Genomic DNA, 22,342 nt, shown 5'->3' on the forward strand with positions numbered 1-22,342 from the left:
TACCGGGCCGTCCGGGGCCGCCGGTGAGCCCACAGGAACGGCAGGAAGTACGGCGCCGTTGGCGATCCTGGCACTGGCCGCGATGACGACGGCCGGATGGGCCGCCTGGCTGGGCTGGGACCAAACCCGCGATGTGCAACCCGACGGATCGACGACAGGGCTACCAACCGTGGCAGGTGATCGGGCTCGTGCTGACTTTGCTGGCCCTGGTGTGCTGGGCGGTGTCCCACGGATACGAAACTCTGGCACAGATCTTGGGGAGCCGTCGCAGAGCATTACCTCGACGTTCGATTGCGAGGAGACTGGCTCGTGTGAGACGGCGTACGCCTTGTCGTCTGACAGTCGGAAGTGACGCTCCATCAGGTTCATCCCGGTCGCTGCTGTGGTCGGCTGTGGACGGTGATGGTGCTGGTCATGCAGATCGATGCACCGTTCTGGGACTCGCTGGTGTTCGACGGGATCGACGATGTGGATGTCAAGGCGGTGACGGCCGCGTTCGGCACGGTCGAGGTGGTGGCGAGAGGCCGCGCGGCCGGGGCCGCATGTCCGGACTGCGGCCGCTTCTCGGACCGAGTCCACGACCGTTACCAGCGCAGGCTGAAGGACTTGCCACTCGCTAGGCAGGGGCTTCGTGATCCGTCTGACGGTCCGGCGCTTCATCTGCGGGTCGGTGGACTGCCCGCGCCGGACGTTCGCCGAGCCGTTCTCGCGGCTGGCCGCCCCGTACGCACGGTTCACGACTCGGTTTAACCGCGCCTTGGAGCGAGTGGCGCTCGCGCTGGCCGGGCGGGCCGGCGCCCGGCTGGCTACTCAGCTGGGCTTCGGCGCGGGGCAGATGACCTTGTTACGGAGGGTCATAGCATTGCCCGATCCACGGTTTAGTACTCCGCGTGTGCTGGGGGTGGACGACTTCGCGATGCGCCGCGGCCAAACCTACTCCACCGTCTTGACCAGCGTCGAAGACCATCGTGTGGTCGATGTGCTCCCGACGCGTGAAGCCGGACCGCTGGCCGCCTGGCTGGTTCGTCACCCAGGCGTGGAGATCATCTGCCGGGACCGGGCGGGCGCCTATGCCGAGGGTGCCCGGCGCGGTGCCCCCGACGCCGTGCAGGTCGCCGACCGGTTCCATCTGTGGCAGGGACTCGGCCGGGCCGTGGAGACCTGCGTCGCCGCCCATCGAGACTGCCTGAGTAGCCCTTCGCCCAACGCTATGTTCCCGGAGGGCACCCGACTGGCTTCGGGCCAACCGCGGGACGAACCGGCGCCCATCGGTCGGCGAGCTGAGCGCAAGAAGGCCGCGCACGCCCTAGTCCACGAGCTGCTCGCTCAAGGTCATTCACGCCGGGCGATCGCCCGGCACTTGAGCTGGGGCCTCAACGCCGTGCTCAGATACACGAACGCCGCGCGCTGGCAGGACACCATCCGCGAGAACCGGCCCCGGTCCAGCAGGCTGGACCCTTACAAGCCCTACCTGGAGCGACGCTTCGCCGAGGGATGTACCAGCGTCACCCGCCTCCACGGCGAACTCGTTGCCAAAAACTCGCCCGTCACCTATCAGATGGTCCGGAGCTACATTGCCACCCTCCGTGGGGCTCCGGTTGGCGCGCCGCCCCGGCCCCCGACGGTGCGGCAGGTGACCGGCTGGCTCACCCGGCACCCCACCGCTCTGAGCGATGACGACCGCGCCGGCCTGAAGGATGTGCTGGCACGCTGCCCCGAACTGGGCACGGCCGCCGGGCATGTCCGCGACTTCGGCGAGATACTCACCGACCGCCTCGGCTCCAGACTCCCTGCCTGGATCGACGCAGTCGACGCCAGCCAGCTACCGTGCCTCACCGGCTTCGCGCTCCACATTCTCCGAGACCTCGACGCCGTGACAGCCGGGCTCACTCTCGACTGGAGCTCCGGCAGCATCGAGGGTGCCGTCAACCGCATCAAGAAGATCAAGCGCCAACTTTACGGACGTGCCGGATTCGAACTGCTCCGCAAGATGATCCTCCTCCAGTGACTCTCCGCGATTTGCGACCCCAGACGTAGCGCCAGAACAGCCTTCGACCTCACTCGTCACAAGCGCGGTCCGACCGTGGGGTGTGCGACGAAGGCACCGGCCGCAATCTGCAGTTGCGCTTCCCATGTCGCCGCGTCGACCCCCAGCGTGTACTCGATGCAGCACGCGCATGGCGGGAGTAGCGCCAGGAATGCTTGCTCCTCAGCAGTCACAACCTGCATCTCCGACCAGTCGTCCGATGCCAACTCGGCAAGATCTACCTCCCCGGCGGTGAATCGCGCGGCCAGCCTGCGCAGCGCGAATCGTCGGGCCAGGTGGCGATCGGGCAGAATCATCCCCAATTCTTCGAGAGCCTGCTCGAATGTGTCACGGATGTCCCGGGGGTCCGCATGACGCGGCAGACCGGCGAGCTCGCACAGGGCTGGCGTATCCATTCCCACTGCGAGTGCCAGGGCAGCGGTCATCGGCAGGTCTTCCGGACACACCTGATACGCCTGATACAGCCACGCTGCCTCCACCAAGGGCGGATGCGCACTGCGGACAAGGCTGCCAGGTTCGGATGTGTTGTCAATCGCTGCCATGTTCATACGATGCCAGCACGGCTCGTGAGAATGCCGGGAGTTTTGGACTGCCCCGGCAAGCCGCCCGGTGCTCTGACCCATCTCCTGCCTTGCCCCGGTGACACTCCGCGACCGCTCCCCAAGATCTGTGCCAGAACCCAAAAGTCAGCGACATCACTCTCGTGGAAGAGCCAGCTCTTGGCGCCGGGCAACAGGCGCTCTCGTAACTCACCAACAAAGCCACTTCGTTGATCGGGCCGGCACATCAGTGCACGAAAGGGACCGTGAGCCTTTGGCTGATGATGGTGCCACCGCCCGGCGGAAGTGGCATGTCGCGGGGGCGTCTTGGCGCCAGTACATCAAATGGGTGAATGATCGTTTCCAGTTCCCGCCGTATGCGTTTGCAGCCTGCGGACACGTGTGTCCCTGCATCTGAAGAAGGGCACAGGTGGATGACCGAGGCTGTGGCCGAGACAGAGCGCGTCCTGCGGGAGTTGGAGCCAGCGGTGGAGCGACTCCTCGAGCGGCACCTGGCCACCGCCCGCGACTGATTCCCGCACCAGTACGTGCCATGGAGCGCGGCACACGACTACGAGAGGGGCGCTTTCAGTACATCGGCCGCACAACCACCCTCGCCCAGGCAACTTGTGCGGCTCTAGCGGGGAAGTTGCATCGGTCTGGGCACGGGCACCTTTGGACGGGTGGTCCATCTCCGCCGGGTGGGGAAGCAGGGAAAAGCTGTCCGTCACGCTGGTGGAGCCCGAGCTCGTGGTGGAGGTCGGCATCGACGTCGCCCGCGATGCCTCCGGTCGCTGGCCTCACGCTGCGCGCTGGCAAACCGGGCGCGCCCCGACCACTCCCCCGGAGACGTCCTCCGTTGGTCGTCGACGGCGCCGGCCTGAGCGCGCCGGACTCGCCCGGCCGGTCAGGTGTGACCTCGATGACGAGGGCCGTTGCGGTGACCGTGCACGCTGCCCCGCTGTCAGCCTTGGGCTGGGGTCAAGGGCACCCTGGTGGGCCTCACCAAGGACGCGATCGACGGTCTGTACGAAGCCGCTGCCGGAAGCGACCTAACACGGGAGAGCAGCGCTGGCGCGGGGAGGACAGCGAGTATCCCAGCGTGGGCACGGGAGGAAGCCAGTTCGTCCGCGTCACCGGACGCAGCCGGGCCGGTGTCAGTTTCCACCGGCTGATCGACCCGGACCGGAGTGGTCAGAAAGGAGATCCCACAGGATGTTGATCCCGCCGACTGCGAGTTCGATGGCATCAGCACCCTTGTCTGCTTCCGGAACTGGCAAGGCCTCTCCGTATGTGCCTTCGACACCGCAAACGGCGAGCTCCGCTGGAAACTGCCGGACAAGGCCGCCAACCGGATCGCCCCACCGTGACCGCCGTGTGGCAAGGACGGATCTACGACCGAACCAACAGCGGCCCGCTGACGCTGGACGCCCGCTCAGGCGAAGACCTGCCCACTCCGCCCGGCATCGCGCCCTACGCGGTGAACGAGTACGTGGGCCTGGCCCTCAGCGGGACGGACGCCATGGCCTACCCGGCCATCGCGTGACGCGGGCTGGCGAGACACCCAGCCGCTACGGCCCGACACTGGGCAACGGGCCCGCGGGGCTGGGACGTCGCAGGCGTATCAAGCCGCCTGAGAATGTGGCGAGACTTCGATTACCCCGTGACGCGCGTCCCACACCGTCTCGGTGGTCGATCAAGGCCAGCTGGGCCCGATGTCCGGCGTCCGGACGCATCTGCGGCTGCACCCTGTACCCGGCTGTCTCGTCGGAGCAGCTTGCTACTGTCCTGGCGACGATCCCGCTAACTCCTCTGGAAGGACGAGAAGATGCGCTCGGCACACGCACTGACCGCAGCAGCTCTGCTGGCGTTAGTGACCACCGGCTGCTCCAGCGGTACTGGCACTACGGGGGACAAGCCGCTCGGGTGGCCCGACGGCGCCAAAACCGCCGCACCGCTCACGAAGCTGAGCGTACCGTCCTCCTTCGACACGTCGCAGGGATGGGACGAGGTGCTCTCATGGGTACCGCAGTCCGCGACGACGCTGCCGGTGACGGTGGTACCGCGGTCCCAGGCCGTCGCGTTCATGCTAGCCGCCTCAAACGGCTACACCATCTCCGCTCGAGGAAGCGACGGCAAGCTGGCCTGGCGGTCTGCCCCGTGGTCCGCACCGACCCCATTAGCAGAAGCCCAGACCTCCTCCAACGGGCCGACAGAGATCCCGGACGTGACAGGCGTGGAAATCGACGGCCACGGCTACGTCGTGGCCTACGCCCACGGCCTGCGCGGCAAGGATCAACTGCACGAGGGCGCCGAGATCGTGCGCCTCGCGATCTTCCCGGCGGACGCGAAGGGTGAATCGGTCAAGCCCCTGCGCGAAATCGATGTGCCGGTGTTGGCCGACCCCGGCGAGATCCATGTCCAGGCCACGGGCGGCCGACTGCTCGTGACCTGGGGGGAAGAGGGGACTTTCCCGAACCGGGGCGCGCTCGTCGACGTGACCAGCGGAGAAGTGGCTGTCCAGGAGGACGCGGACCGGCTGCTGACCCAGTGCCGCACCGCGCCCATGTGCAACACCAGCCGCGTCGTCGCCGCCACGGCGGACGGTCCCCTGGTCGCCATGGGCGGAGGAGGCTTCGGCATCCCCGGGCGCTACTTCAGCGACACCCTGACCCCCGAAGGTGTCGGCGCCAAGTCAGGCTTCATGGGCTTCTGGAACGGCAGCGTCTACGGTGTCGCGGCCGGACACGCCCTCATCAGCTGGCAGGCTGCGTCGGCTGGCGACATCCCAGTGTGGGCAGTCCACGACCTGCGAACCGGAGCGCCGCAGGCCCGACTGGTCTGCGGACAGGAGGTCGCCCGCAGCGACAAGCCCGGCCGCGACTACCCGGTGGTCTCTTCTCCCCGTGGCCACTACCTGGCCGCCGGCTCCGTGGTCTTCGACCTCAAGAACAAGAGGGGCATCTGCCTGCAGGGCGACGGCAACCGCAAGACGATCGCGGTGGTTTCGATCCAAGACAACGGCACCGCGTTCGGGGGAGTGCTCGACACCTCGGCCGGCGGCACTAACGTGTTCGCCCAACTGGACTTGAGCACCCCCAGCGGCAACGCGACACCTCTTGAGACGGGGACGGAGGTTCCCTACTACCACACCACAGACGGAGCGGGCGTGTTCCTCACCCGCAACGATGACAAGAGCCTCCGCGTGTCCGTCCGCGAGCCGGCCCGCCCCTGAACAGCGCCACCGGGAGTTCAGTTGCCTGGCCACCACCCGATGTGCCCGTTCTTCACCTCCTCGGCGTCGTGAACGGACGCCCAGGAGGTCGGCAGGTAGTCGTCGTCGCGGCCACGGATGACCCTCGCCTCTGGCCGCTGAACCGGCGGAACGTCGAGATAGGCATCGATCCGATCGTTCGGGATACCCCTGCCGAGGCGACGCCTGCGCTCGTAGGCGGGCAACTCGCTGAGGTTGCGGGACAGGCAGAACAGCCCCCGGACGCAGCAGCGCTTGCTCGAACGCGTCATCCCACAGCGGCTGTGGTCGTGGTCGGTCTGCTGACTGGCTTTGTTCACGAGAACGGGTTCTGGCGCAACTTCTGTGGAGCTCCGTCGACCGGGCTTCTGCCCGCCTCAGGGCGAGCAGCTGACCTGCCGGTTCCCGGGCGTGCTCCGGCCTCGGACATCGAGATCCGGCTCGACACCACAGAAGTTGTGCCAGAGCCTCTCGGGTTCTGGCACAACTTACCTGCAGCGGCAGGCGTCCGACGGTCGCCGCCGTTCCCCCACTGGCTTTGTTCACGGGAACGGGCTCTGGCACGCGGCGGACGGCTGGGCATGCGAAAGGGCCACCACCCGAGGGGGTGGCGGCCTTGTTCCGACCTGGTGCGGCCAGCCCGCGCCGTTGCACTGCTCGATACGAGCGGGCGACGCAGCTTGTACGCGGGCCGTCATCGTGCGCCACCTGGTGAGGCTGGAGCGGGCTGCTGCCCAGGGCATCGGTGTCGAGCCCGAGTGATGATCGGTCCTGTCAGAGGGGTCTCTTAGTCTCGGTTCATGATCAGCGGATGGTGTGTCCGCGTTATAGGGAGGGGCTGGAGTGAGCTGGTTGCGCAGGAAGGCAGAGGACCGTCCGCGTTGGGTGCTGGATCCGTTGGTGGGGGTGGGTCCGCTGCGGTTCGGGATGGATTCCGACGAGGTCAAGGCCGCTCTAGGTGGACCGCTCCCCGGGAACGGCCAGGTCGCAGCCGACGGAATCCGCTGGCAGGCCTATCAGGGGACGAGCCTGACCTGCATCTACGACCGGGGGATGATCCTCGTCGCCGTGGCGGTCCATGCCATGGAAGGTCCTCTGGTGAGGGTTGGCGAGGTGGAGTTGATCGGCCGGGTTCCCTCCGAGCTCCGCGCTGAGATACATGACCTTGCCCAGTCCGAGGACGTCGTGGTGCAAGTGAACTGGACTGGCGATCCGGAGATACCTGCATGGGGGGTGTCCCTGGGGGCCGGGCGGGAACTGGGGCTGTCGGCCGAGGGCGGGCTGGAGCCGAAGGACACGATGGTGACCTCCGCCCTGCTCGTCGGGCCCGGGTTGGCCCACGACCCCTACTCGACCGCGCCCGTCATGCACTGGCGTAACGTCCGTGAGCGGGCAAGGAACCCGGGGGCCTGGCCGGTGGTACCCAGCCATGAGCGCCCGCTCTGGGAGTGGGCGCCGCTGGAGCGGGTCGGGCCGCTCCGGTTCGGAATGAGCCCGGACGAGGTGTCGGCCGCCCTGGACGGCGAGACGCCGGCAGCCCGGCTCGGCCACTTCCCTCACTGGCGGTTCGGCCGGCCCGGCCAATGGCAACTCAGCGAGGACCGGTTCGAAAAGGCCGGGGTGAGCGCGCACTACTGGCGGCATCCCGACGGCGTTCCCCACCTGGGCGCCGTGACTTCCTACGGCCGCACCGGACCCCAAGTCCTCCACGCAGGCATCCCGCTCGTCGGCGTGACCCCCTCCGCTCTCGACGCGGCCATCATCCGGCACATCGAGGACCACGACCTGGGTCTGCGCTTCTGCCCCAGCGCAGCGGCCGTCTGGGACGGGCTCCAACTGGTCCTGAACGCGGCAAGGGCCGGGGACGTCGCCGTGAGCGAGGCCACGTTCTGCACGGAAGAATGGGAGGTATAGGCGAGACAGACCCACAGCCCCAAGCGCGCACCGGTGAGCACCGCTTGGCACAGGTCGCGGACCGCTGGGCGTTGCTGACCGCTGATGACGCCTCTCTGGACGGGCTCCGGGCTCTGGTGGACGGCCTCCTCACTACCCGCTGACGGACCGCCGCCGCCGATGAACGCGTCAAGTCCTGCGCCGCTGACATTCTGTCAACACGCCAGCACCCGTCTCCTCTGACGAGCATGGTCGCCTTGAGCTGGATGGGCAGCCACCACTCTTCGCGGGTCTGGTTTCCGCCAGCCAGGGTGCGGGCCACGTGGGCCTCGATGGCGCGGACGATGAGTAGGTGCGGCAAGACCCCGTAGCCCAGTCGGGCCAGGGCGGCGTCCTGGAGATATGTCCTCGGAGCCACCAACTACGAAGCCACCTCATCATGCTGAATCAGAATCAACCTGAACGAATCGTCTGAACGACACCACCCTTTGGCACGCGTCGAGCATGTCTTTGCGCGGATGAAGACCTGGAAGATCCTTCGCGACTGCCGCCTGAAGGGCGACGGCGTTCACGCCGCGATGCTCGGCATCGCCCGGCTGCGCAACCTCGCCCTCACGGGATATCTTCCGCCCCCATCGAAGACCTTGGCGTGCGTGACGCCGGCACTGCGGCCTCCGCACCAACGGCAGCCTCCGGGTGCGACGGGGCCAGTTAAGGCCGACACTGGTGGCAGGGCCATGCCGGCCCCCGGCCGGCGGCGAACCGACGGCTGATTGCTGCCGTGCCGGAAAAGGAGGGATACCCCGCAGAAGGGATGACGGGATCATGGCGGACAACCTCGTTGGCAAGTCACAACAGGACGGAATTCCCGGGGTCTACGGCGGAAACGACGTTAACGGCAACGGCGTGGTCGGGGAAACGAATGGCATAGGTCACGGAGTCTTTGGCCAGAACGAAACGGGTCACGGAGTGGCCGGAAGGGCATGGCATTTCGGCGCATTCGGAGTCTGGGGTGTTTTCGGTGATAGCGAGGTAACCCCTCCAACCTCAGACCACTTCGGGTCTCCCAACTCTGCCGGTATCAAGGGAACAACGGCAAATCTGGCGGCAGTTGACACAGATCCTCAGACCAAACTGAAAACATCATCGGGTGTCGTAGGAGAAGTATCAAACCCGGGATCCGGGTTTGGATACGGAGTCCTCGGGTTGGGGCACAAAGACGAGGGTGTCGTCGGTTGGAGCGAACACGGAGCCGGCGGCAAGTTCCACGCTGTTGATGGTGGTGGCATCATCGTGGAGTCCGAGGGCAGCTGGGGTGGCCAGTTCACGTCCACGAAGCGCGGACAGATCAAGCTCGTCCCAAGAGAGGTAGCATTCGGGACAGACCCACAAGGAAATCCCCGCCCGAAGCTGCCGAGATTCGCAGAGTCCGGCGAGATGACCATGGTCACCCAGGAAGGCAAGTGCAGTCTCTGGCTGTGCGTCAAGTCTTGGAAGCCTGGCGGCGGCGTAGTTCCGCAAACGGACGCCCGTTGGGCAGAGGCGAAGCTGGGCGCTGCGTTCAACGGCGAGACCTAGACCAGCTAACCGCCGGGCAGGGCCAAGCTGGAGCGCAGGTGCGGCAGCAGGCGCAGCGGTGGGGCCGATCGCCGTCGTTCTGGATCACACGACCGCTACCGCCCTTCACGACCCCAAGGACCCGTACAACGAAGCCGTCGCCGCGTTCCAGCGGGGCCTGGCGGCCCTCGCACAGGGCGTGGAGCGGGAAGGCGCGGACCGGCCGGTGCCGCGCGGTAAGCGGCTGGGCACCCGACTGGTAGGGAACGACCTGGTGGTGGACTTCGTCGCCGCCCTTGACGATGAGGGTGAGGTATTGGGAGGACATCGCGCAGCACCAGGAGGTGGCTGCCCGGCAGGGCCGCGGCTGCGGCCATGGCCGACAACAGTTTGTCGGTCAGCGCGGTGCCATCGGCCTCCGGCGACGCCGCGCCGAATGACAGCGGCCTGCTGTGGTGCCGTTCCACCATGAACGAAGCTGGTGAACCCGCTCCCTGACGGGTAAGGCCCAACGCCTTCCACCGGCGTCCCGCGTTTCGCCGCTGGCCATGAACGACCTGCACGCATACGCCGACCTCGACTCGGCGCAGCTGCGCACGGCCGCGACGGCCGGTGACCTCCGCCGCCTGCTGCGGGATCAGGTGGCCCGGGCGCACCCCGGGCTGCCGTTGAGGAACGGCAGTCGCTACCCCGTCGGCAAATCCGCCGACGAAGCGGCGTGCACGTGCCTGCCTAGCGCCGGCGGTCAGGCGGGAACGCGGACGCGAGCACGCCCGTGGGCGCGGCCGGCGAGGTCGGGGCGAGTTCGGGGTGGCTTCCGCGCCCAACGACCTGGAGAAGTCGGGCCAGTGCGAGGAGTTCGCCGAGTCGGCCTGCGGTCCGGGGGGCGGTGAGTGCGCGCGCCTCGCTGGGCAGCCCTCCTGAAGGCCCTCCATCCGCCGCTGGTTCTGGTCCCCCGCCGTCTTCGGCGCCGTCGCCGAAGGCGAGACGGGCGAGGAGGTACGCGCCACCGCCCGCGCGCTGGGCGCCCGCCTCTGCCTGCGCCTGCCCGCAGGCTGACCCGCCCAGCCACCGGGCGCCGCCCGCACCCCACGGGAACGCCGACGGCCCCCTGGCATGCACCACGTGGTGCATGCCAGTGCCGTCGTCTTTCAGAGCAGCCGGGCCGCCGGGTTACTGCGTCCAGCCGGTCGCGGAGCGTATCGTCTCCAGCTCCTCGGCGGTGGGCGTACGGAACTCGAGCAGCTCCTCGTAGCAGTCGAGCACGCCGCGGCGCAGCTCGTCGGCTATCTCCTCCAGGCAGTCGGTCTCGAACATGTCGTTCGCGTCCGCCGGCCTGCCCGGGGCCTCGGTGTCGTGGCGGATGAGTGCCGGAGCCTGCGAACTGGTGCTGCAGCGGTTCGGCGGCCGGCTCGGGCCCGGCTGCTGCAGGCCGGAGCGGTTTCGGCCACGCCTGCCGGTCATCAAGGTCCGTCTGATCGGGTCCCCGCGTGGTGAACCGTAATGGGGCGGGCCGTCTGTCCTGCCTGGCGCAGGTCAGACGGCCGCGGCATGCGCCGCTACGAACGCGTCGGCCCCGCGGCGCCCGCCTGGCCAAACCGGGTCGCAGCCAGTGGGGCAGGGAAGGCCCTCGGCCCCGTTCTTTCACTGTCCCCCGAGATAGACCCGGGTGATCCCGCCTCCCAGGTCCTGGAGGGTGATGCCGATGCTCTGGAGCATGGACCTGCGCTTGTCGCCGATGCACGGCGGGCAGACGCTGCCGGTGCGCGCGTTCGGCACGGTGTCGGGACTGGGCAGACCGAGGTGTGCGAACGACACCGGGGACGGGTCCTCCCTCGGAGGCAACGGAGTCTGGGACTTCAGCGGCTGGTCCAGGCGCAGGTCGGCTGCGATCGCCTCGGCCTCGGCGTGCGGCACGGTGAAGGACAGGAGGTAGCTGTCGGAGTCCCAGCCGTCCACGCCCGCCCCCTTCACGTCCTGGGCGTCCGCGGGAATCTGCACCCGCAGGTATGCGGCTGCTTCCTCGCCCCCCACGCCCTCCAGCCACTGCGGGACAACAGCCCGGTTGTCCTTCGGTTCCGGCACAATGCCCAGCCCCACGGCCGTCATGGCCACCACCGCGACACCGCCCCCGACCGCGACCGTCCTGCGTTTCACCGGTTCTCCTCCTCGCCGCGTGACGGATCGCTGCGAGTACCGTCACGGCCCGCGTCCCCCGGTGGCGCCACATCCGCAGCAGGTGCATCAAAATCGTACGTCAGCACAGAACTGGCTCCCCGCATGTCGAACTGCTCCAACCGGCCCTGCACCGCCGCAAGCTCCCCAGCCCTCGACGGTGCTATTTCCGCGGCTTGTCCCGATCCCGAAGACTGTCGTCGCGAACGATCCTGGTCCCGCCGCCGCTGGACTCCTCCCCGCCACCCCCCTGGCTACCCATTGCGTCGTGCCCTTGGTCGTCGTAAGGACTCGACTCTGCACCAGCTCCGGACTCGTAACTCAAATCCGCTGTCGAAGGAGAGTCAGCTCCTGAAGACGGCGGTTGGACTGGTTCCGGCTTCGGCTCGGCCTCAGACCCTGCGCTCCCTGGGTCGGGAGCTGTCGCGTCCGGCGCCGGGCCCGGCCCCGGTTCGCGCTCCCCAGGCTCAGGCTCAGGGCCCGGGTAGTCACCGGGTCCAGACTCAGGACCCGGGTAGTCACCAGGCCCAGGCGTACCAAACATGGGAGGTGCTGGAATCTCAGGCCGCTGTGGAGGTGCGGGTTCCGTTCCACCACCCTGGCCCTGCTGCGGCGGCGCGGGCTCGGTCCCACCACCAGGGAACGAAGGAGGCGAGGGCATTGGCGGAATTGGCGGGATCGGTGGTAGAGGGGGGATGGGCGGAATTGGCAGGATAGGGGGTAGTGGAACACTCGGTCCTCCTGGCTCCTTTGGTTCGCCGGGTTGTCCTTCGCCCGGCTTGCCCGCAGGCCCGGCTTCGCCTGGATCTGCCGGTTGCCCGGGAGGCGCCGTCTCGGGGGGGCTGGGCCTCCGGTGGCGGTGGCGACGGGTCTGGCGTAGACGGTGGCAGACCACCGGGCAGGGACGGCTCTTTGGATGGCGGCTCGGAAGCCCCTGGGGGATCCGGTGCCTCAGGGGGCTCGGGAGGTTCTGGGCGGGCGGCTGGTGGAGCCGGCCCCTTGGGGCCCCCTCCCGGCCGAGCCCGGAATCCCCTCGACTGAGGTTTCGCCCCAACAGCGCAGCGGGAGTGGACGACCGAAGGCGTTGCAGGCCAGACGAGTGTGGTCAGTCGCCCCACCATCCCCGCCCGGTACATCCACACGGTGCCTTTGAAGATCACCTGGTCGTCCGGTCGCGCGTGTGGCAGGCAAACAAACCAGCCGGCAAAGGACAGACGAACTTCGTTCGGCATCGGACAGTAAGAGCCTGGTGCTGTGACCGGACGCCGCCCGTAGCGGTGGACCTCCGCGATCGAATGGCCGGCCCGGCCTGCGGGGTACGCGAGCGCACGTACACTCGCTCCATGAACCGCACACGACGCGTCACGGGAGAGCGCCGGCCGCAGGCCGCCCCCACCGCGCGTGCGGGCTCCGCGGGCCGGACGGGCGTCAGCCCCCGGACAGCCGCCGACGGCCAGGCCCCCACGGTCGGCCGCGGCGTCGTGCGCGGCCACGGCTAGCGCTTCCACCGCCCCCGGGCCTCCTCTCTCCCGCAGCACCACCCAAGCGACGGGCCTCGCCCCGGCAGCCCGGTCTGATCACCGCACCCCGGCCGGCCCTCACCGCCTCTCGGGCAACCCATCGCCCCTCCATCTCACCACCGCAGGTCCGACGCTCCGTCGGCGCTGCCGCCAGGCGAGGGCCGCAGGCCGGGTCCGTAGCCATCTCCGAAGGGACCACCGTGAAGTTGAGCGGGTTGTTGACCGGCCATGAGCACCACGTCATCCAGGGCGACACCGAATCGACGGGGATCACCGCGGGCACCACTTTCGACGTCGACCGGGTGGTGCCGGGCTCGCTCTTCATCGCCGTACCCGGCCACCGCGGCGGCGGCCCCGCCTCCATCGGTGCGGCGCTCGCGCGCGGGGCGGTGGCGGTGCTCGTCGACACGGAGGGAGCCGTCGCCGTGCCCCCCGGACGGAAGCTGCTGCCCGCGGCGTGCGTCGTACGGGTGCCGGACACCCGCAAGGCGGCCGCGGTCGTCTCCTCCCGCTACTTCGGCGAGCCGGGCCGGTATATGGACCTGGTTGCCGTCACCGGGACCAACGGGAAAACCTCCATCTCCTACATGGTCGAGTCGCTGCTGAGGATCTCCGAGGGCGCCTCGGTGGGCGTGATCGGTACCGCGGGAAGCCGGATCGGTGATGAGGTGATCCCGATGCCGCCCTCGGTGCTGACCACGCCGGAATCGCCGGACCTGCAGTACCTTCTGGGCCGCATGCGTGACCGGGGCACCGGAAGCGTGGTACTGGAGGCCACCTCGATGGCCCTGCAGACGTACCGGATGGACCGGACCTTCGTCGACGTCGGCGTCTTCACCAATCTGACCCAGGACCACCTGGACGACCACGGCACGATGGCCCACTACACGGACGCCAAACTGCGGTTGTTCCAAGGGCTGTGCCGGCATGCGGTGGTCAACGTGGATGACGCCGTGGGAGCCGGCATCCGCGCCATGATGCCGGACGCGGTGACGACCTACGGCCTCGACGCGGAGGCCGACTTCCGGGCCACGGACCTGATCGCGGACGCTTCGGGCACGCGGTTCACGCTGAACCACGCCGGCCGGGCGTACCCGGCGGCGATCCCCGTCCCGGGCCGCTTCTCCGTGTCCAACGCGCTGGCGGCGGTCGCTGCCTGCCGGGTACTGGGGCACGATCTGGACGGACTGGTCGCCGCGCTCGCCCAGATGCCGCCGGTGCCGGGCCGGTTCGAGCGCTTCGTGACCCCCGCCGGCACCTCGGTGATCGTGGACTACGCGCACTCGCCCGACTCCCTCGACAAGGTCCTCACGGCCATCCGCGGCTTCGCCCAGGGCCGGGTCATCACTGTCTTCGGCTGCGGCGGGGACCGCGACACCACCAAGCGTGCAGAGATGGGCCGCATCGCCGGCACGCACTCCGACCTCTGCGTCCTGACCTCGGACAACCCCCGCACCGAAGACCCCGAGACGATCCTGGACCACATCACCCCCGGCATCGAGGCCACCGGCACACCGTACGAACGCTCCGCCGACCGCCGCCGGGCCATCGCCCTCGCACTGTCCGCGGCTCAGCCCGAAGACATCGTTCTGATCGCCGGAAAGGGCAGCGAACCGCACCAGATCGTGGGCGAGGACCTCCTCCCCTTCAGCGACATGGCAACCGTCCGAGACCTGGCCTCCCGCCAGCTCCCCTGAAGCTTGATCTCTGCCCTCCGGGCCTCATCCTCGGGTGAGCCGGCCGCCCCACGGCCGCCAAGGCGCCACCGAGGCGATGCTCGTTCTCACCAGAGCGCAGCCCTCCCACGGCCAGGAGGACGCACACGCCCCCGCCGACTGACCGAAACCAGCACGACGATCCGCGCACTGCGCATGCCTTCCAGACTGCCGCTCTCTCCCGAGGTGGCGCGGCACGCGGAGGGCCGCTCAGTTGACGTGAGAGTCCGAGGAGGTGATGGCGTCGAGCGTGATGGCGCACGGCCAGGGCTGGCCCTCACACGGGAAGACTCCTACGGGCCCGCAGTCTCGCGGATCACCCCAACAGGAGGGATATGGGAGGCCACTTGGCCGGGCCCAGGTCGAAGAACAACTCCTGCGCACGGGACGCTGCCACCCCGCCGACAGCGTCGTCATCACCGGCTACCCCCGGCGTCACCGGCAAGACCAACCTCGTCCGCATCCACCGCATCGGCGACCCCGTCCACTGACACCCACACCGCCCGCACGGGCACGCCGCCGGAGCCAAGCCCCGGCGGCGTACGCACATCGCCCCCTCAACAACTCACCGGCACAGCACCTGGTCCACCAACCCCTCCAACCGCTGCGTCACCGCGTAATCCGCCGGATCCGTCGTCACCGCGATACTCACCGCACGACCCTCGGACGTCACCCCACCCCGCGTCTCGAACCCCGTGATGTCACCACCGTGCCCCCAATACACCCCACCGCACGACAACGGCCGCCTCATCAGCCCCAACCCGTACCCCGCCCCCGAATCACCGATCGGCACGGTCGTCAGCATTGCCTCCTGCTGCGCCGCCCGCAGCAGCCGCCCCTCCAGCAAGGCGGTGAAGAACCGGTTCATGTCGGAGTTCGTCGACACCATCTGACCGGCCGCCCACGCCGCCGACGGATCTATCTCCGTCACATCCCGCAGCCGGCCACCGGCCCCCTCCTGGTGATAAGCGCGCGGATGCGCCTCACGGATGGTGCGATCACGCGGCGCCGGAAAATACGTGTGCCGCAACCCGAGCCGCTGCACCACCCGCCGGCCGATCTCCTCCGCCAACGGCCGCCGCGCCACCTTCTCCACGATCAGCCCGGCCAGCACGTAATTCGTATTGCTGTAGTGGAACGTCTTCCCGTCCCGGGACGTCGCCCCATGCTTGAACGCGATCTCCAGCAGCTCCCGCGGCTCCATGTACCGCCCCTGGATGATCGCCTCCTCTACCTCCCCCTCATAGTCCGGAATCCCACTGGTGTGCTGGAGCAGCTGCCGCACCGTGAGGGTCCGCCCGTCGAACCCGTCCCCCCGCACCACACCCGGCAGATACTCCTCCACCTTGTCGTCCAGACCCAGCCGCCCCTCCCCCACCAACTGCAACACCACCACAGCGGTGAACACCTTCGTATTGCTCCCGATCCGCACCTGCCCATCCCGAGGCACCGCCGCCCCCGAAGCCAGATCACCGACCCCAGCGGTATACATCCGCGTACGCCCCTCCCCATCCGACACGGACGCCAACGCCCCCGGCACCCCACCCTCCCGCACCAGCCCGTCCAGCCCCCGCTGCACCCCGTCCGGCCGACCGGCAGCAAACGCCACCGGCTGCCCGACCACCCCCAACGCCACCACCCCGACCGCCACCGCGGCCACCATCCGCCTCGCCATCACACCCATGTGCCAACCCCCAGCAATCGCAGGAACACCGTGCTCCACGCACCATCCCCCGCCCACGCCCACCCACGGCATCCCGCTACCCACCCACCCCAGGTGGGGCAAACCCCCTAAATGGTGTTACTGCAGGCCCGGGTTTGGGCATTTTGCCTGTATAGGTGGAGTGTTGCGGGCTGACCCAGTGTGGGTAGAGACGTTCACCGGTTTACGGATGATGCGCCGGCTCGCACCGCTCTTCGGGATCACCCCGGCGACGGTCTGCCGTGTCATCCAGCGGCTCCGTCCGCTGCCCGCGCTCGAGCCGGCTCCGCGGCCGATGACAGACACCGACCGGTTGTGGATCGTGGACGGCACCCTCATCCCGGTCCGCGACCGGAAGGTGGGCGTCTCGTCGCGGAACTACCGGTTCTCGGCGAACGTGCAGGTCATCATCGACGCCGACACCCGCCTGGTTGTTGCATCCCCCCGGCCGGCGCCGGGGAACAAGGCCGATGCCCACGTCTGGCGGGAGTCGGACCCGCCGGCCACAGCGGCCGGTCAGACGCTGATCGCCGATGGCGCCTACCTGGGCACCGGACTGATCGCCGCACCGCAGAAGGGCAGGTCGTCCGCTCCTGCGCGGACAGGACGAGGACAACGCCGAACACCGCCGGGTCCGTGCCCGCGTCGAGCACACCTTTGCCCGCATGAAGAACTGGCAGATCCTCTGCGACTGCAGCCTACGACCTGCTGCCCCTCTTCGGCCGCGAGGGACACCCCGAGCCCGCTCGCCGCCCTGGGCCTGGTCCCTACGCCGTGGTGCTGTGGAACACCCTCTACCTGGACGCCGACGTCGCTCAGCTCCGCCCCCGGGGGCCTCCACCTCAAGGACGAGGACGTCGCCCGGCTCTCCCCGCTCAAGGACCGGTACGTCAACTTTTTGGGCCGCTACCTGTTCAACATCACCGCCAGCGGCCCTGCCAGGGTCTGCGTCCCTTCGTGAGCCAGGCGTGCCCGAGGACGGTACGAGGAGGAGTAACCCGGGTGAGCCCGGACCGGTGCCCATTCAATCTATGAGCAGGCGGAGGCCGAGATCTGCCGTGTCGAGGTGGGCGAGGTCGCTGTTGCGCTCAGCCCACCGGCCGGAGTCGAGGTCGTCGCGGAGGCTTCGCATCGCCCGCTGCTCGGCGTCCGGCCCGACCCTCGTCCACACCGACATCGCACGGCGGACGTGCTCCTCCAGATACGCCCCCGGTCTGCGCCAGTACGCCTCGAACAGGCCGTCAGTGCAGTCCCACGGGACGGGCACCGGCTCAGCGCGGGCGCCGATCGCGTCGGCCATCCCCGCAAGTGAGGGAAATTCGGCGAGGACGGTGGCGAACTCGGGAAGATAGTCGCGGGTAAGCCAGAACCGGTCCTGCCATCCGGGCTCGTCGGTGTCGAACGTCAGCACCACCACGCGGCGGGCTACGCGCCGCATCTCGCGCAGCCCCGCCATCGGGTCTCCCCAATGGTGAACAGTGGAGACGGCCATCGCGACGTCGAAGGAGTGTTTCTCGAACGGCAGGCTCTCCGCGGCGGCGGCCACGCACGGCGCCGAGCCGGCAGGCCGCTGACGCCGCATGACCTCCGACGGCTCCACTGCGGTCACTTCGCGATCAGCTGGCTCGTAGGAGCCGGTGCCGGCCCCGACATTCAGCACCGTCCGCGCGTCCCCGAGGGCGTCCAAGATCTGCGCTGCGATCCGCGGATCGGTACGCCGCGTCGCCGTGTAAGCGCCGCCGATCGCGTCGTACAGCCGTGGACCGAGCATCCCCAGTTGCTGCTCCGGTGTCACCTTCAGTCCCCTCGCGCGTGCCTCAAGCTCCCTGTCGAGGGCCGCCACCATGGCGTCAGCACGATCACGCCGCTCCACCAGCAGGCCACGTAGCCGGCGCAGGTGCGCGACCGCGTCGGTGGACGAGTCGCCGACCAGTTCCGCGACCTCCCGCAACCCGAAGCCCAGCCGCCGGTAGGTCAGCGCTTCCCTCAGTCGCTCGACGTCACCCGCCGAATAGGCCCGGTACCCGCCCGCGGTCCGCGCCGACGGACGCACGAGCCCGATCTCGTCATAGTGATGCAGCGTGCGGACGCTCACGTTGGCCAACTCGGCCACGCGCCCCACAGTCCAGTGATCTTCCACGGCACCGACTATGCAGCCTGACGTCACGTGAGGGTCAAGAGCCGCACTCATGACCCGCAAAACCCGACGCGGAGCCGTGGCCACGCGCCGCGTCACTGTCGACCTGGCTGATCGCGCATTGGCCCAAAAAGGGGAAGCACAGCCGGCGGCAGCCGTGCGCAGCCAACGAGTAGTTGTCGGCGGGTTAAGAGGTCCTGACAAAGGCGTTGGACGTGGCGGTGTGGGATGAGGCAGGTGGCGAGGCCGAGGAAGGCTTCGTGGTTGTCGTCGCGTCGCTCCCACCGAGTGCGGAGCCGGCGGAAGCCGTGGTGCCAGGCGATGGTTCGTTCCACGACCCACCGGTAGACGCCGAGGCCGGAGCCGTGTGGGACGCCGCGGCGGGCGATCACCGGTTTGATGCCGTGGGCCCCAGACCAGTCGGCGGTACTTGTCGTGGTCGTAGCCGCGGTCGGCCAGGAGTGTGTCGGGGCGTCTGCGCGGCCGGCCGACCAGGCCGGGGACCGGCGGGGATCTTCCGCAGCAGCGGCATGAGCTGGGTGACGTCGTTGCGGTTCCCGCCAGTCAGCGAGACGGCCAGTGGGATGCCCTGGCCGTCGACGATCAGGTGGTGCTTGCTGCCCGGACGCGCTCGGTCGACCGGGCTGGGCCCGCTTTTGGGCCCCGCCGAGCCGCCCGGACGTGGGTGGAGTCGATCACCGCCCGCGACCAGTCCAGCTTCTTCGCCACCCGCAACCTCATCAGCAGCACCAGGTGCAGCTGGTCCCACACGCCGGCGTCGTTCCACGCGGCAAGACGCCGCCAGCACGTCATACCGGAACCGAAGCCCAGTTCCTGCGGCAGGTACTCCCACTGGATGCCGGTGTGCAGGACGAACAGGATCCCGCAGAGCGCCTGCCGGTCCGGCACCCGCGGCCGGCCCTCCACCTGCTTCGGCGGCGGCACGGGCAGCAACGGCTCGATCAGTGACCACAGTTCATCCGACACGATCCACGGCCGCGACTGACGTTTCCCCACGGCCGGACCAACGACCATCCGAACCGAAAGTCACATGATCAACAACTTCTGTTAGGGCCTCTTAGAAGATGGCGGTGATGGTGGTATTCCAGCCGCTGGTCCCGACGAGGAGGGGGTTGCGGTGGGTGGTGGGGGTGCCCGGATAGAAGAGGAGACAGCCGGTGGGCCGGAACCTCCCTCCCCGGTAGCCGGGACTCGCCAGGCGCCGGATGAGCCATGCCCCCATGCAGGTCGGTTTGGGCGGTGAGGTGCGGCAGGTGGGCTGAGGCGAAGCTCAGTACTTGTCACCGGTGGAGCCGGGTGACATGGCGAATGACACCGAATGAAGCAGCGTGGTTGTCACCCATGAGGCACGCGGCTTGTCACAATTGCTCATTCCGCGCCTTTCTGTCACCAGTCCCGCGACCAGCGGCTGGAGGGGTGCGCGGCCGTAGACGTTCTCCCTGCGGCCCGAACAAGATCAGATACTCGACCGGTCCGTCGGATCCGGCGTTCGCGACTCCATGGGAGATGCGGGTGTCGAACTCGGCGGCGTCCCCGGCAGCCAGGACGAGGTCCTGGTCACCGAGTGCAAGCCACAGCCGCCCGTACAGGACGCACAGCCACTCGTAGCCCTCATGGGAGACCTGCCGTGGCCGCGCGGGTGGCCCCTCAATGCAGGCAGGACATGCTTGTGGGCGTGCAGGCCGCCGACGTACCGGGTGAGCGGCAGCACCACCTTGCCGTCGCCGAAGCTCAACGGCGCCGAGGCGCGCGGCTCGGCCGCTGAGACGGGTGCAGTACCGGCCAGCTCGTCCAGAGAGACGCCGTACTCCTTCGCCAGCCGCAGCACCACCTCCAGGGTGGGCTTGCGCCGGCCGGTCTCGATCCGCGACAACGTGCTCGGCGAAATGCCGGTCGCACAGCTGATACCGGCGAGCGTGGCGCCGTGCTGCTCGCGCGCGGCTCGCAGCCTGGGCCCTATCGCCGCCAACGTGGCGGCCACCTCGTCGACTGCCACCGTGACCGTTCCTTCCGACCGCGCCGCTCGTCCGTCCTGCGAGTTTGCCAGGACGGCAAGACTGATCGCGCCGGGCGGGCGTCGCGCCGCATGATCGATGGGCAGCCGCGTCCGCCCGTGAACCGAGGAGAAGCCCCCATGCAATCCAAGCCGACCGCCGCACTCCGCCACCGCACCATCGAGGCCCCGGCCGGACGCCTGCACCTGGTCGAGCAGGGCACCGGTCCGCTGGTCCTGCTCGTGCACGGCTTCCCCGAGTCCTGGTACTCCTGGCGCCGCCAACTTCCGGTCCTCGCCGCGGCCGGGTACCGGACAGTGGCGATCGACGTACGCGGCTACGGCCGCTCCTCCAAGCCCGCCGCAACCGGCGCCTACCGAATGCTCGACCTGGTCGAAGACAACGTCGCCGTCGTGCGCGCCCTCGGCGAGGAAAGCGCGGTGATCGTCGGCGACGACTGGGGCTCCAACATCGCCGCCGCCTCCGCCCTGCTCCACCCGGAGATCGTCCGCGCCGTAGGCCTGCTGAGCGTCCCCTACGCGCCGCCCGGCGGCCCCCGCCCCACCGACATCTTCGGCCGGATCGGCGGCCCCGAGCAGGAGTTCTACGTCTCCTACTTCCAGGAACCCGGCCGCGCCGAGACAGAGATCGAACCCGACGTACGGAGCTGGCTCGCCGGTTTCTACGCCGCGTTGTCCGCTGACACCATGCCTGCCCATGACGAGCCCGGCCCGCACTTCGTCGCCCTGGGCGGCCGGCTGCGCGACCGTTTCCCCGCTGGCCCGCTCCCAGCTTGGCTGACCGAGGACGACCTCGACGTCTACGCCGGGGAGTTCGAGCGCACCGGCCTGACCGGCGCCCTCAACCGCTACCGCAACATGGACCGCGACTGGGAAGACCTCGCCCCCCACCGCGGAGCCCCGATCACACAGCCCGCCCTGTTCATCGGCGGCACACTGGACGCCTCCACCACCTGGATGGCCGACGCCATCGACGCCTACTCCACCACTCTCCCCGCCTTATCCGCCTCCCACCTCCTGGACGGCTGCGGCCACTGGGTCCAGCAGGAACGCCCCGACGAGGTCAACAGCCTGCTGACCGACTGGCTCGCCACCACCCACGGCTGAACCAGGCAGACCGCCTGGGCAGCTTGACGGTTCGATCGGGTGGGCGACGCTTTCGGCCGCTTCTTGAAGATGCGGTCTTGTCTCAGGCCTCTCAGGGAAGGGCTCCGCAGCCTGTGAGCACTTCTCCGAAACGTCCTGCCACAAGGCCGCTCTCGAAGGCCGGTGGAAGTCCTGCATGAACTTCTTCGCGGGCCCGAAGCTGCTGGTCATCGACGAACTGGGCTACCGCCCACTACCTGGCTGTGTCAGCGAGTTACGGGTTCTGGCACAGATCTTGGGGAGTCGGCACGGAGAGCCATCGCGATGTTCGAGGATGCGGGAGGGTTTGAGCCTCGGCTCCGTGCCTGGTGTTCTGTCCCACCGAAGACTGACAGTGATCAGGCGATGGTGGCATCCCGTGCATGGACCCGTGCTGGGTCAAGGTGGAGTTCGTACGCGGTGTAGCACTCGCTGATCTCTGTTCCCACCGTAGCGCCGCATGGGCACAGTCGATTCAGTCCACCCTGGCCATGCAATCCGCAGCAGCCGGCGTGGTCCCCTTCAAGGTCGGGCAGCAGGTCTGGCGCGTCGTTGGGATGGAGAACGATCGTGTCTCGGGGGCCTGCGGATGTGAGGAACCCGTCTCCGTCGGGATCGCAGACAGCCGGTCCCCCCGGAAATAC

Annotated in this window: 18 protein-coding genes and 5 pseudogenes; 14 read left to right on the top strand and 9 right to left on the bottom strand. The window is 68.7% G+C overall.

The annotated features are described in order from the left end of the window. Nucleotides 1-414 precede the first annotated feature (414 nt). Nucleotides 415-750 (top strand): transposase family protein, encoded by a 336-nt coding sequence (locus ACIP5M_RS08330; protein WP_401193623.1) that lies wholly within the window; start codon nucleotides 415-417, stop codon nucleotides 748-750. Continuing rightward, the gene (locus tag ACIP5M_RS08335) at nucleotides 632-2,008 is read left to right on the top strand and encodes an ISL3 family transposase (protein WP_401193626.1); all 1,377 of its coding nucleotides are present in this window, start codon (nucleotides 632-634) and stop codon (nucleotides 2,006-2,008) included. The genes ACIP5M_RS08330 and ACIP5M_RS08335 overlap by 119 nt, the downstream gene beginning before the upstream one ends. Nucleotides 2,009-2,064: 56 nt before the next feature. Here ACIP5M_RS08335 and ACIP5M_RS08340 read toward each other — a convergent pair whose 3' ends face one another. Further along, nucleotides 2,065-2,589 (bottom strand): hypothetical protein, encoded by a 525-nt coding sequence (locus tag ACIP5M_RS08340; protein WP_401193628.1) that lies wholly within the window; start codon nucleotides 2,587-2,589, stop codon nucleotides 2,065-2,067. A 1,363-nt stretch (nucleotides 2,590-3,952) separates the two neighbouring features. On the opposite strand from ACIP5M_RS08340, the gene ACIP5M_RS08345 reads away from it, so the two are divergent. Together ACIP5M_RS08345 and ACIP5M_RS08350 are read left to right on the top strand one after the other, a co-directional pair. Further along, on the top strand, nucleotides 3,953-4,132 hold the full coding sequence (locus ACIP5M_RS08345; RefSeq protein ID WP_401193630.1) for a hypothetical protein: 180 nt from the start codon (nucleotides 3,953-3,955) through the stop codon (nucleotides 4,130-4,132). A gap of 282 nt (nucleotides 4,133-4,414) precedes the next feature. Then, complete coding sequence (locus tag ACIP5M_RS08350; protein WP_401193633.1) at nucleotides 4,415-5,821, top strand: hypothetical protein; 1,407 nt, start codon at nucleotides 4,415-4,417, stop codon at nucleotides 5,819-5,821. A gap of 17 nt (nucleotides 5,822-5,838) precedes the next feature. Here the strand turns inward: ACIP5M_RS08350 and ACIP5M_RS08355 are convergent, their stop codons facing one another. Then, nucleotides 5,839-6,159, bottom strand: coding sequence for a hypothetical protein (locus ACIP5M_RS08355; protein ID WP_401193635.1), 321 nt, complete (start codon nucleotides 6,157-6,159; stop codon nucleotides 5,839-5,841). A 523-nt stretch (nucleotides 6,160-6,682) separates the two neighbouring features. Between ACIP5M_RS08355 and ACIP5M_RS08360 the strand changes: the two genes are divergently transcribed. The 5 genes and pseudogenes from ACIP5M_RS08360 to ACIP5M_RS08380 all read left to right on the top strand — a co-directional run bounded on the left by ACIP5M_RS08360 (nucleotide 6,683) and on the right by ACIP5M_RS08380 (nucleotide 9,787). Continuing rightward, a complete protein-coding gene (locus tag ACIP5M_RS08360) occupies nucleotides 6,683-7,753 on the top strand; it encodes a hypothetical protein (protein WP_401193638.1) in 1,071 nt (356 codons plus the stop codon). Between the two features lie 41 nt (nucleotides 7,754-7,794). Continuing rightward, nucleotides 7,795-7,896 (top strand): annotated as a pseudogene (locus ACIP5M_RS08365) (TetR/AcrR family transcriptional regulator); the annotation flags it as partial. Between the two features lie 327 nt (nucleotides 7,897-8,223). Further along, a pseudogene (locus ACIP5M_RS08370) lies at nucleotides 8,224-8,352 on the top strand (transposase); the annotation flags it as partial. Nucleotides 8,353-8,557: 205 nt separating this feature from the next. After that, a complete protein-coding gene (locus ACIP5M_RS08375) occupies nucleotides 8,558-9,310 on the top strand; it encodes a hypothetical protein (protein WP_401193641.1) in 753 nt (250 codons plus the stop codon). Nucleotides 9,311-9,664: 354 nt separating this feature from the next. Then, complete coding sequence (locus tag ACIP5M_RS08380) at nucleotides 9,665-9,787, top strand: hypothetical protein (protein WP_401193643.1); 123 nt, start codon at nucleotides 9,665-9,667, stop codon at nucleotides 9,785-9,787. 675 nt (nucleotides 9,788-10,462) lie between these two features. On the opposite strand, the gene ACIP5M_RS08385 is transcribed toward ACIP5M_RS08380, so the two are convergent. Together ACIP5M_RS08385 and ACIP5M_RS08390 are read right to left on the bottom strand one after the other, a co-directional pair. After that, the gene (locus tag ACIP5M_RS08385; protein WP_401193645.1) at nucleotides 10,463-10,753 is read right to left on the bottom strand and encodes a hypothetical protein; all 291 of its coding nucleotides are present in this window, start codon (nucleotides 10,751-10,753) and stop codon (nucleotides 10,463-10,465) included. Nucleotides 10,754-10,933: 180 nt separating this feature from the next. Continuing rightward, nucleotides 10,934-11,446, bottom strand: coding sequence for a hypothetical protein (locus ACIP5M_RS08390; protein ID WP_401193647.1), 513 nt, complete (start codon nucleotides 11,444-11,446; stop codon nucleotides 10,934-10,936). Between the two features lie 1,361 nt (nucleotides 11,447-12,807). Here ACIP5M_RS08390 and ACIP5M_RS08395 point away from each other — a divergent pair. From ACIP5M_RS08395 to ACIP5M_RS08405, 3 genes are all read left to right on the top strand, one after another. Continuing rightward, nucleotides 12,808-12,963: a hypothetical protein gene (locus ACIP5M_RS08395; protein WP_401193649.1), complete on the top strand. Its 156-nt coding sequence runs from the start codon at nucleotides 12,808-12,810 to the stop codon at nucleotides 12,961-12,963. 221 nt (nucleotides 12,964-13,184) lie between these two features. Next, nucleotides 13,185-14,681, top strand: a complete 1,497-nt coding sequence (locus ACIP5M_RS08400) for a UDP-N-acetylmuramoyl-L-alanyl-D-glutamate--2,6-diaminopimelate ligase (RefSeq protein ID WP_401193652.1) — start codon at nucleotides 13,185-13,187, stop codon at nucleotides 14,679-14,681. 353 nt (nucleotides 14,682-15,034) lie between these two features. Then, a complete protein-coding gene (locus ACIP5M_RS08405; protein WP_401193655.1) occupies nucleotides 15,035-15,190 on the top strand; it encodes a hypothetical protein in 156 nt (51 codons plus the stop codon). 74 nt (nucleotides 15,191-15,264) lie between these two features. On the opposite strand, the gene ACIP5M_RS08410 is transcribed toward ACIP5M_RS08405, so the two are convergent. Beyond that, the gene (locus tag ACIP5M_RS08410) at nucleotides 15,265-16,383 is read right to left on the bottom strand and encodes a serine hydrolase domain-containing protein (RefSeq protein ID WP_401193658.1); all 1,119 of its coding nucleotides are present in this window, start codon (nucleotides 16,381-16,383) and stop codon (nucleotides 15,265-15,267) included. Between the two features lie 151 nt (nucleotides 16,384-16,534). Between ACIP5M_RS08410 and ACIP5M_RS08415 the strand changes: the two are divergent. Further along, nucleotides 16,535-17,096: pseudogene (locus tag ACIP5M_RS08415) on the top strand (transposase); the annotation flags it as partial. A 329-nt stretch (nucleotides 17,097-17,425) separates the two neighbouring features. Here ACIP5M_RS08415 and ACIP5M_RS08420 read toward each other — a convergent pair. The 4 genes and pseudogenes from ACIP5M_RS08420 to ACIP5M_RS08435 form a co-directional block, all read right to left on the bottom strand. After that, a complete protein-coding gene (locus tag ACIP5M_RS08420) occupies nucleotides 17,426-18,523 on the bottom strand; it encodes a MerR family DNA-binding transcriptional regulator (protein WP_401195035.1) in 1,098 nt (365 codons plus the stop codon). 242 nt (nucleotides 18,524-18,765) lie between these two features. Beyond that, nucleotides 18,766-19,573 (bottom strand): annotated as a pseudogene (locus ACIP5M_RS08425) (IS5 family transposase); the annotation flags it as partial. A gap of 43 nt (nucleotides 19,574-19,616) precedes the next feature. Continuing rightward, the gene (locus tag ACIP5M_RS08430) at nucleotides 19,617-19,781 is read right to left on the bottom strand and encodes a hypothetical protein (protein WP_401193660.1); all 165 of its coding nucleotides are present in this window, start codon (nucleotides 19,779-19,781) and stop codon (nucleotides 19,617-19,619) included. Between the two features lie 136 nt (nucleotides 19,782-19,917). Further along, nucleotides 19,918-20,555, bottom strand: a pseudogene (locus ACIP5M_RS08435) (helix-turn-helix domain-containing protein). A 138-nt stretch (nucleotides 20,556-20,693) separates the two neighbouring features. On the opposite strand from ACIP5M_RS08435, the gene ACIP5M_RS08440 reads away from it, so the two are divergent. Continuing rightward, entirely contained in the window at nucleotides 20,694-21,680 is a 987-nt protein-coding gene (locus ACIP5M_RS08440; RefSeq protein WP_401193663.1) for an alpha/beta fold hydrolase, read from the top strand. The last annotated feature ends 662 nt before the right edge of the window (nucleotides 21,681-22,342 follow it).

The sequence above is a fragment of the Streptomyces sp. NPDC088762 genome (assembly GCF_044750905.1).
Classification (GTDB): domain Bacteria; phylum Actinomycetota; class Actinomycetes; order Streptomycetales; family Streptomycetaceae; genus Streptomyces.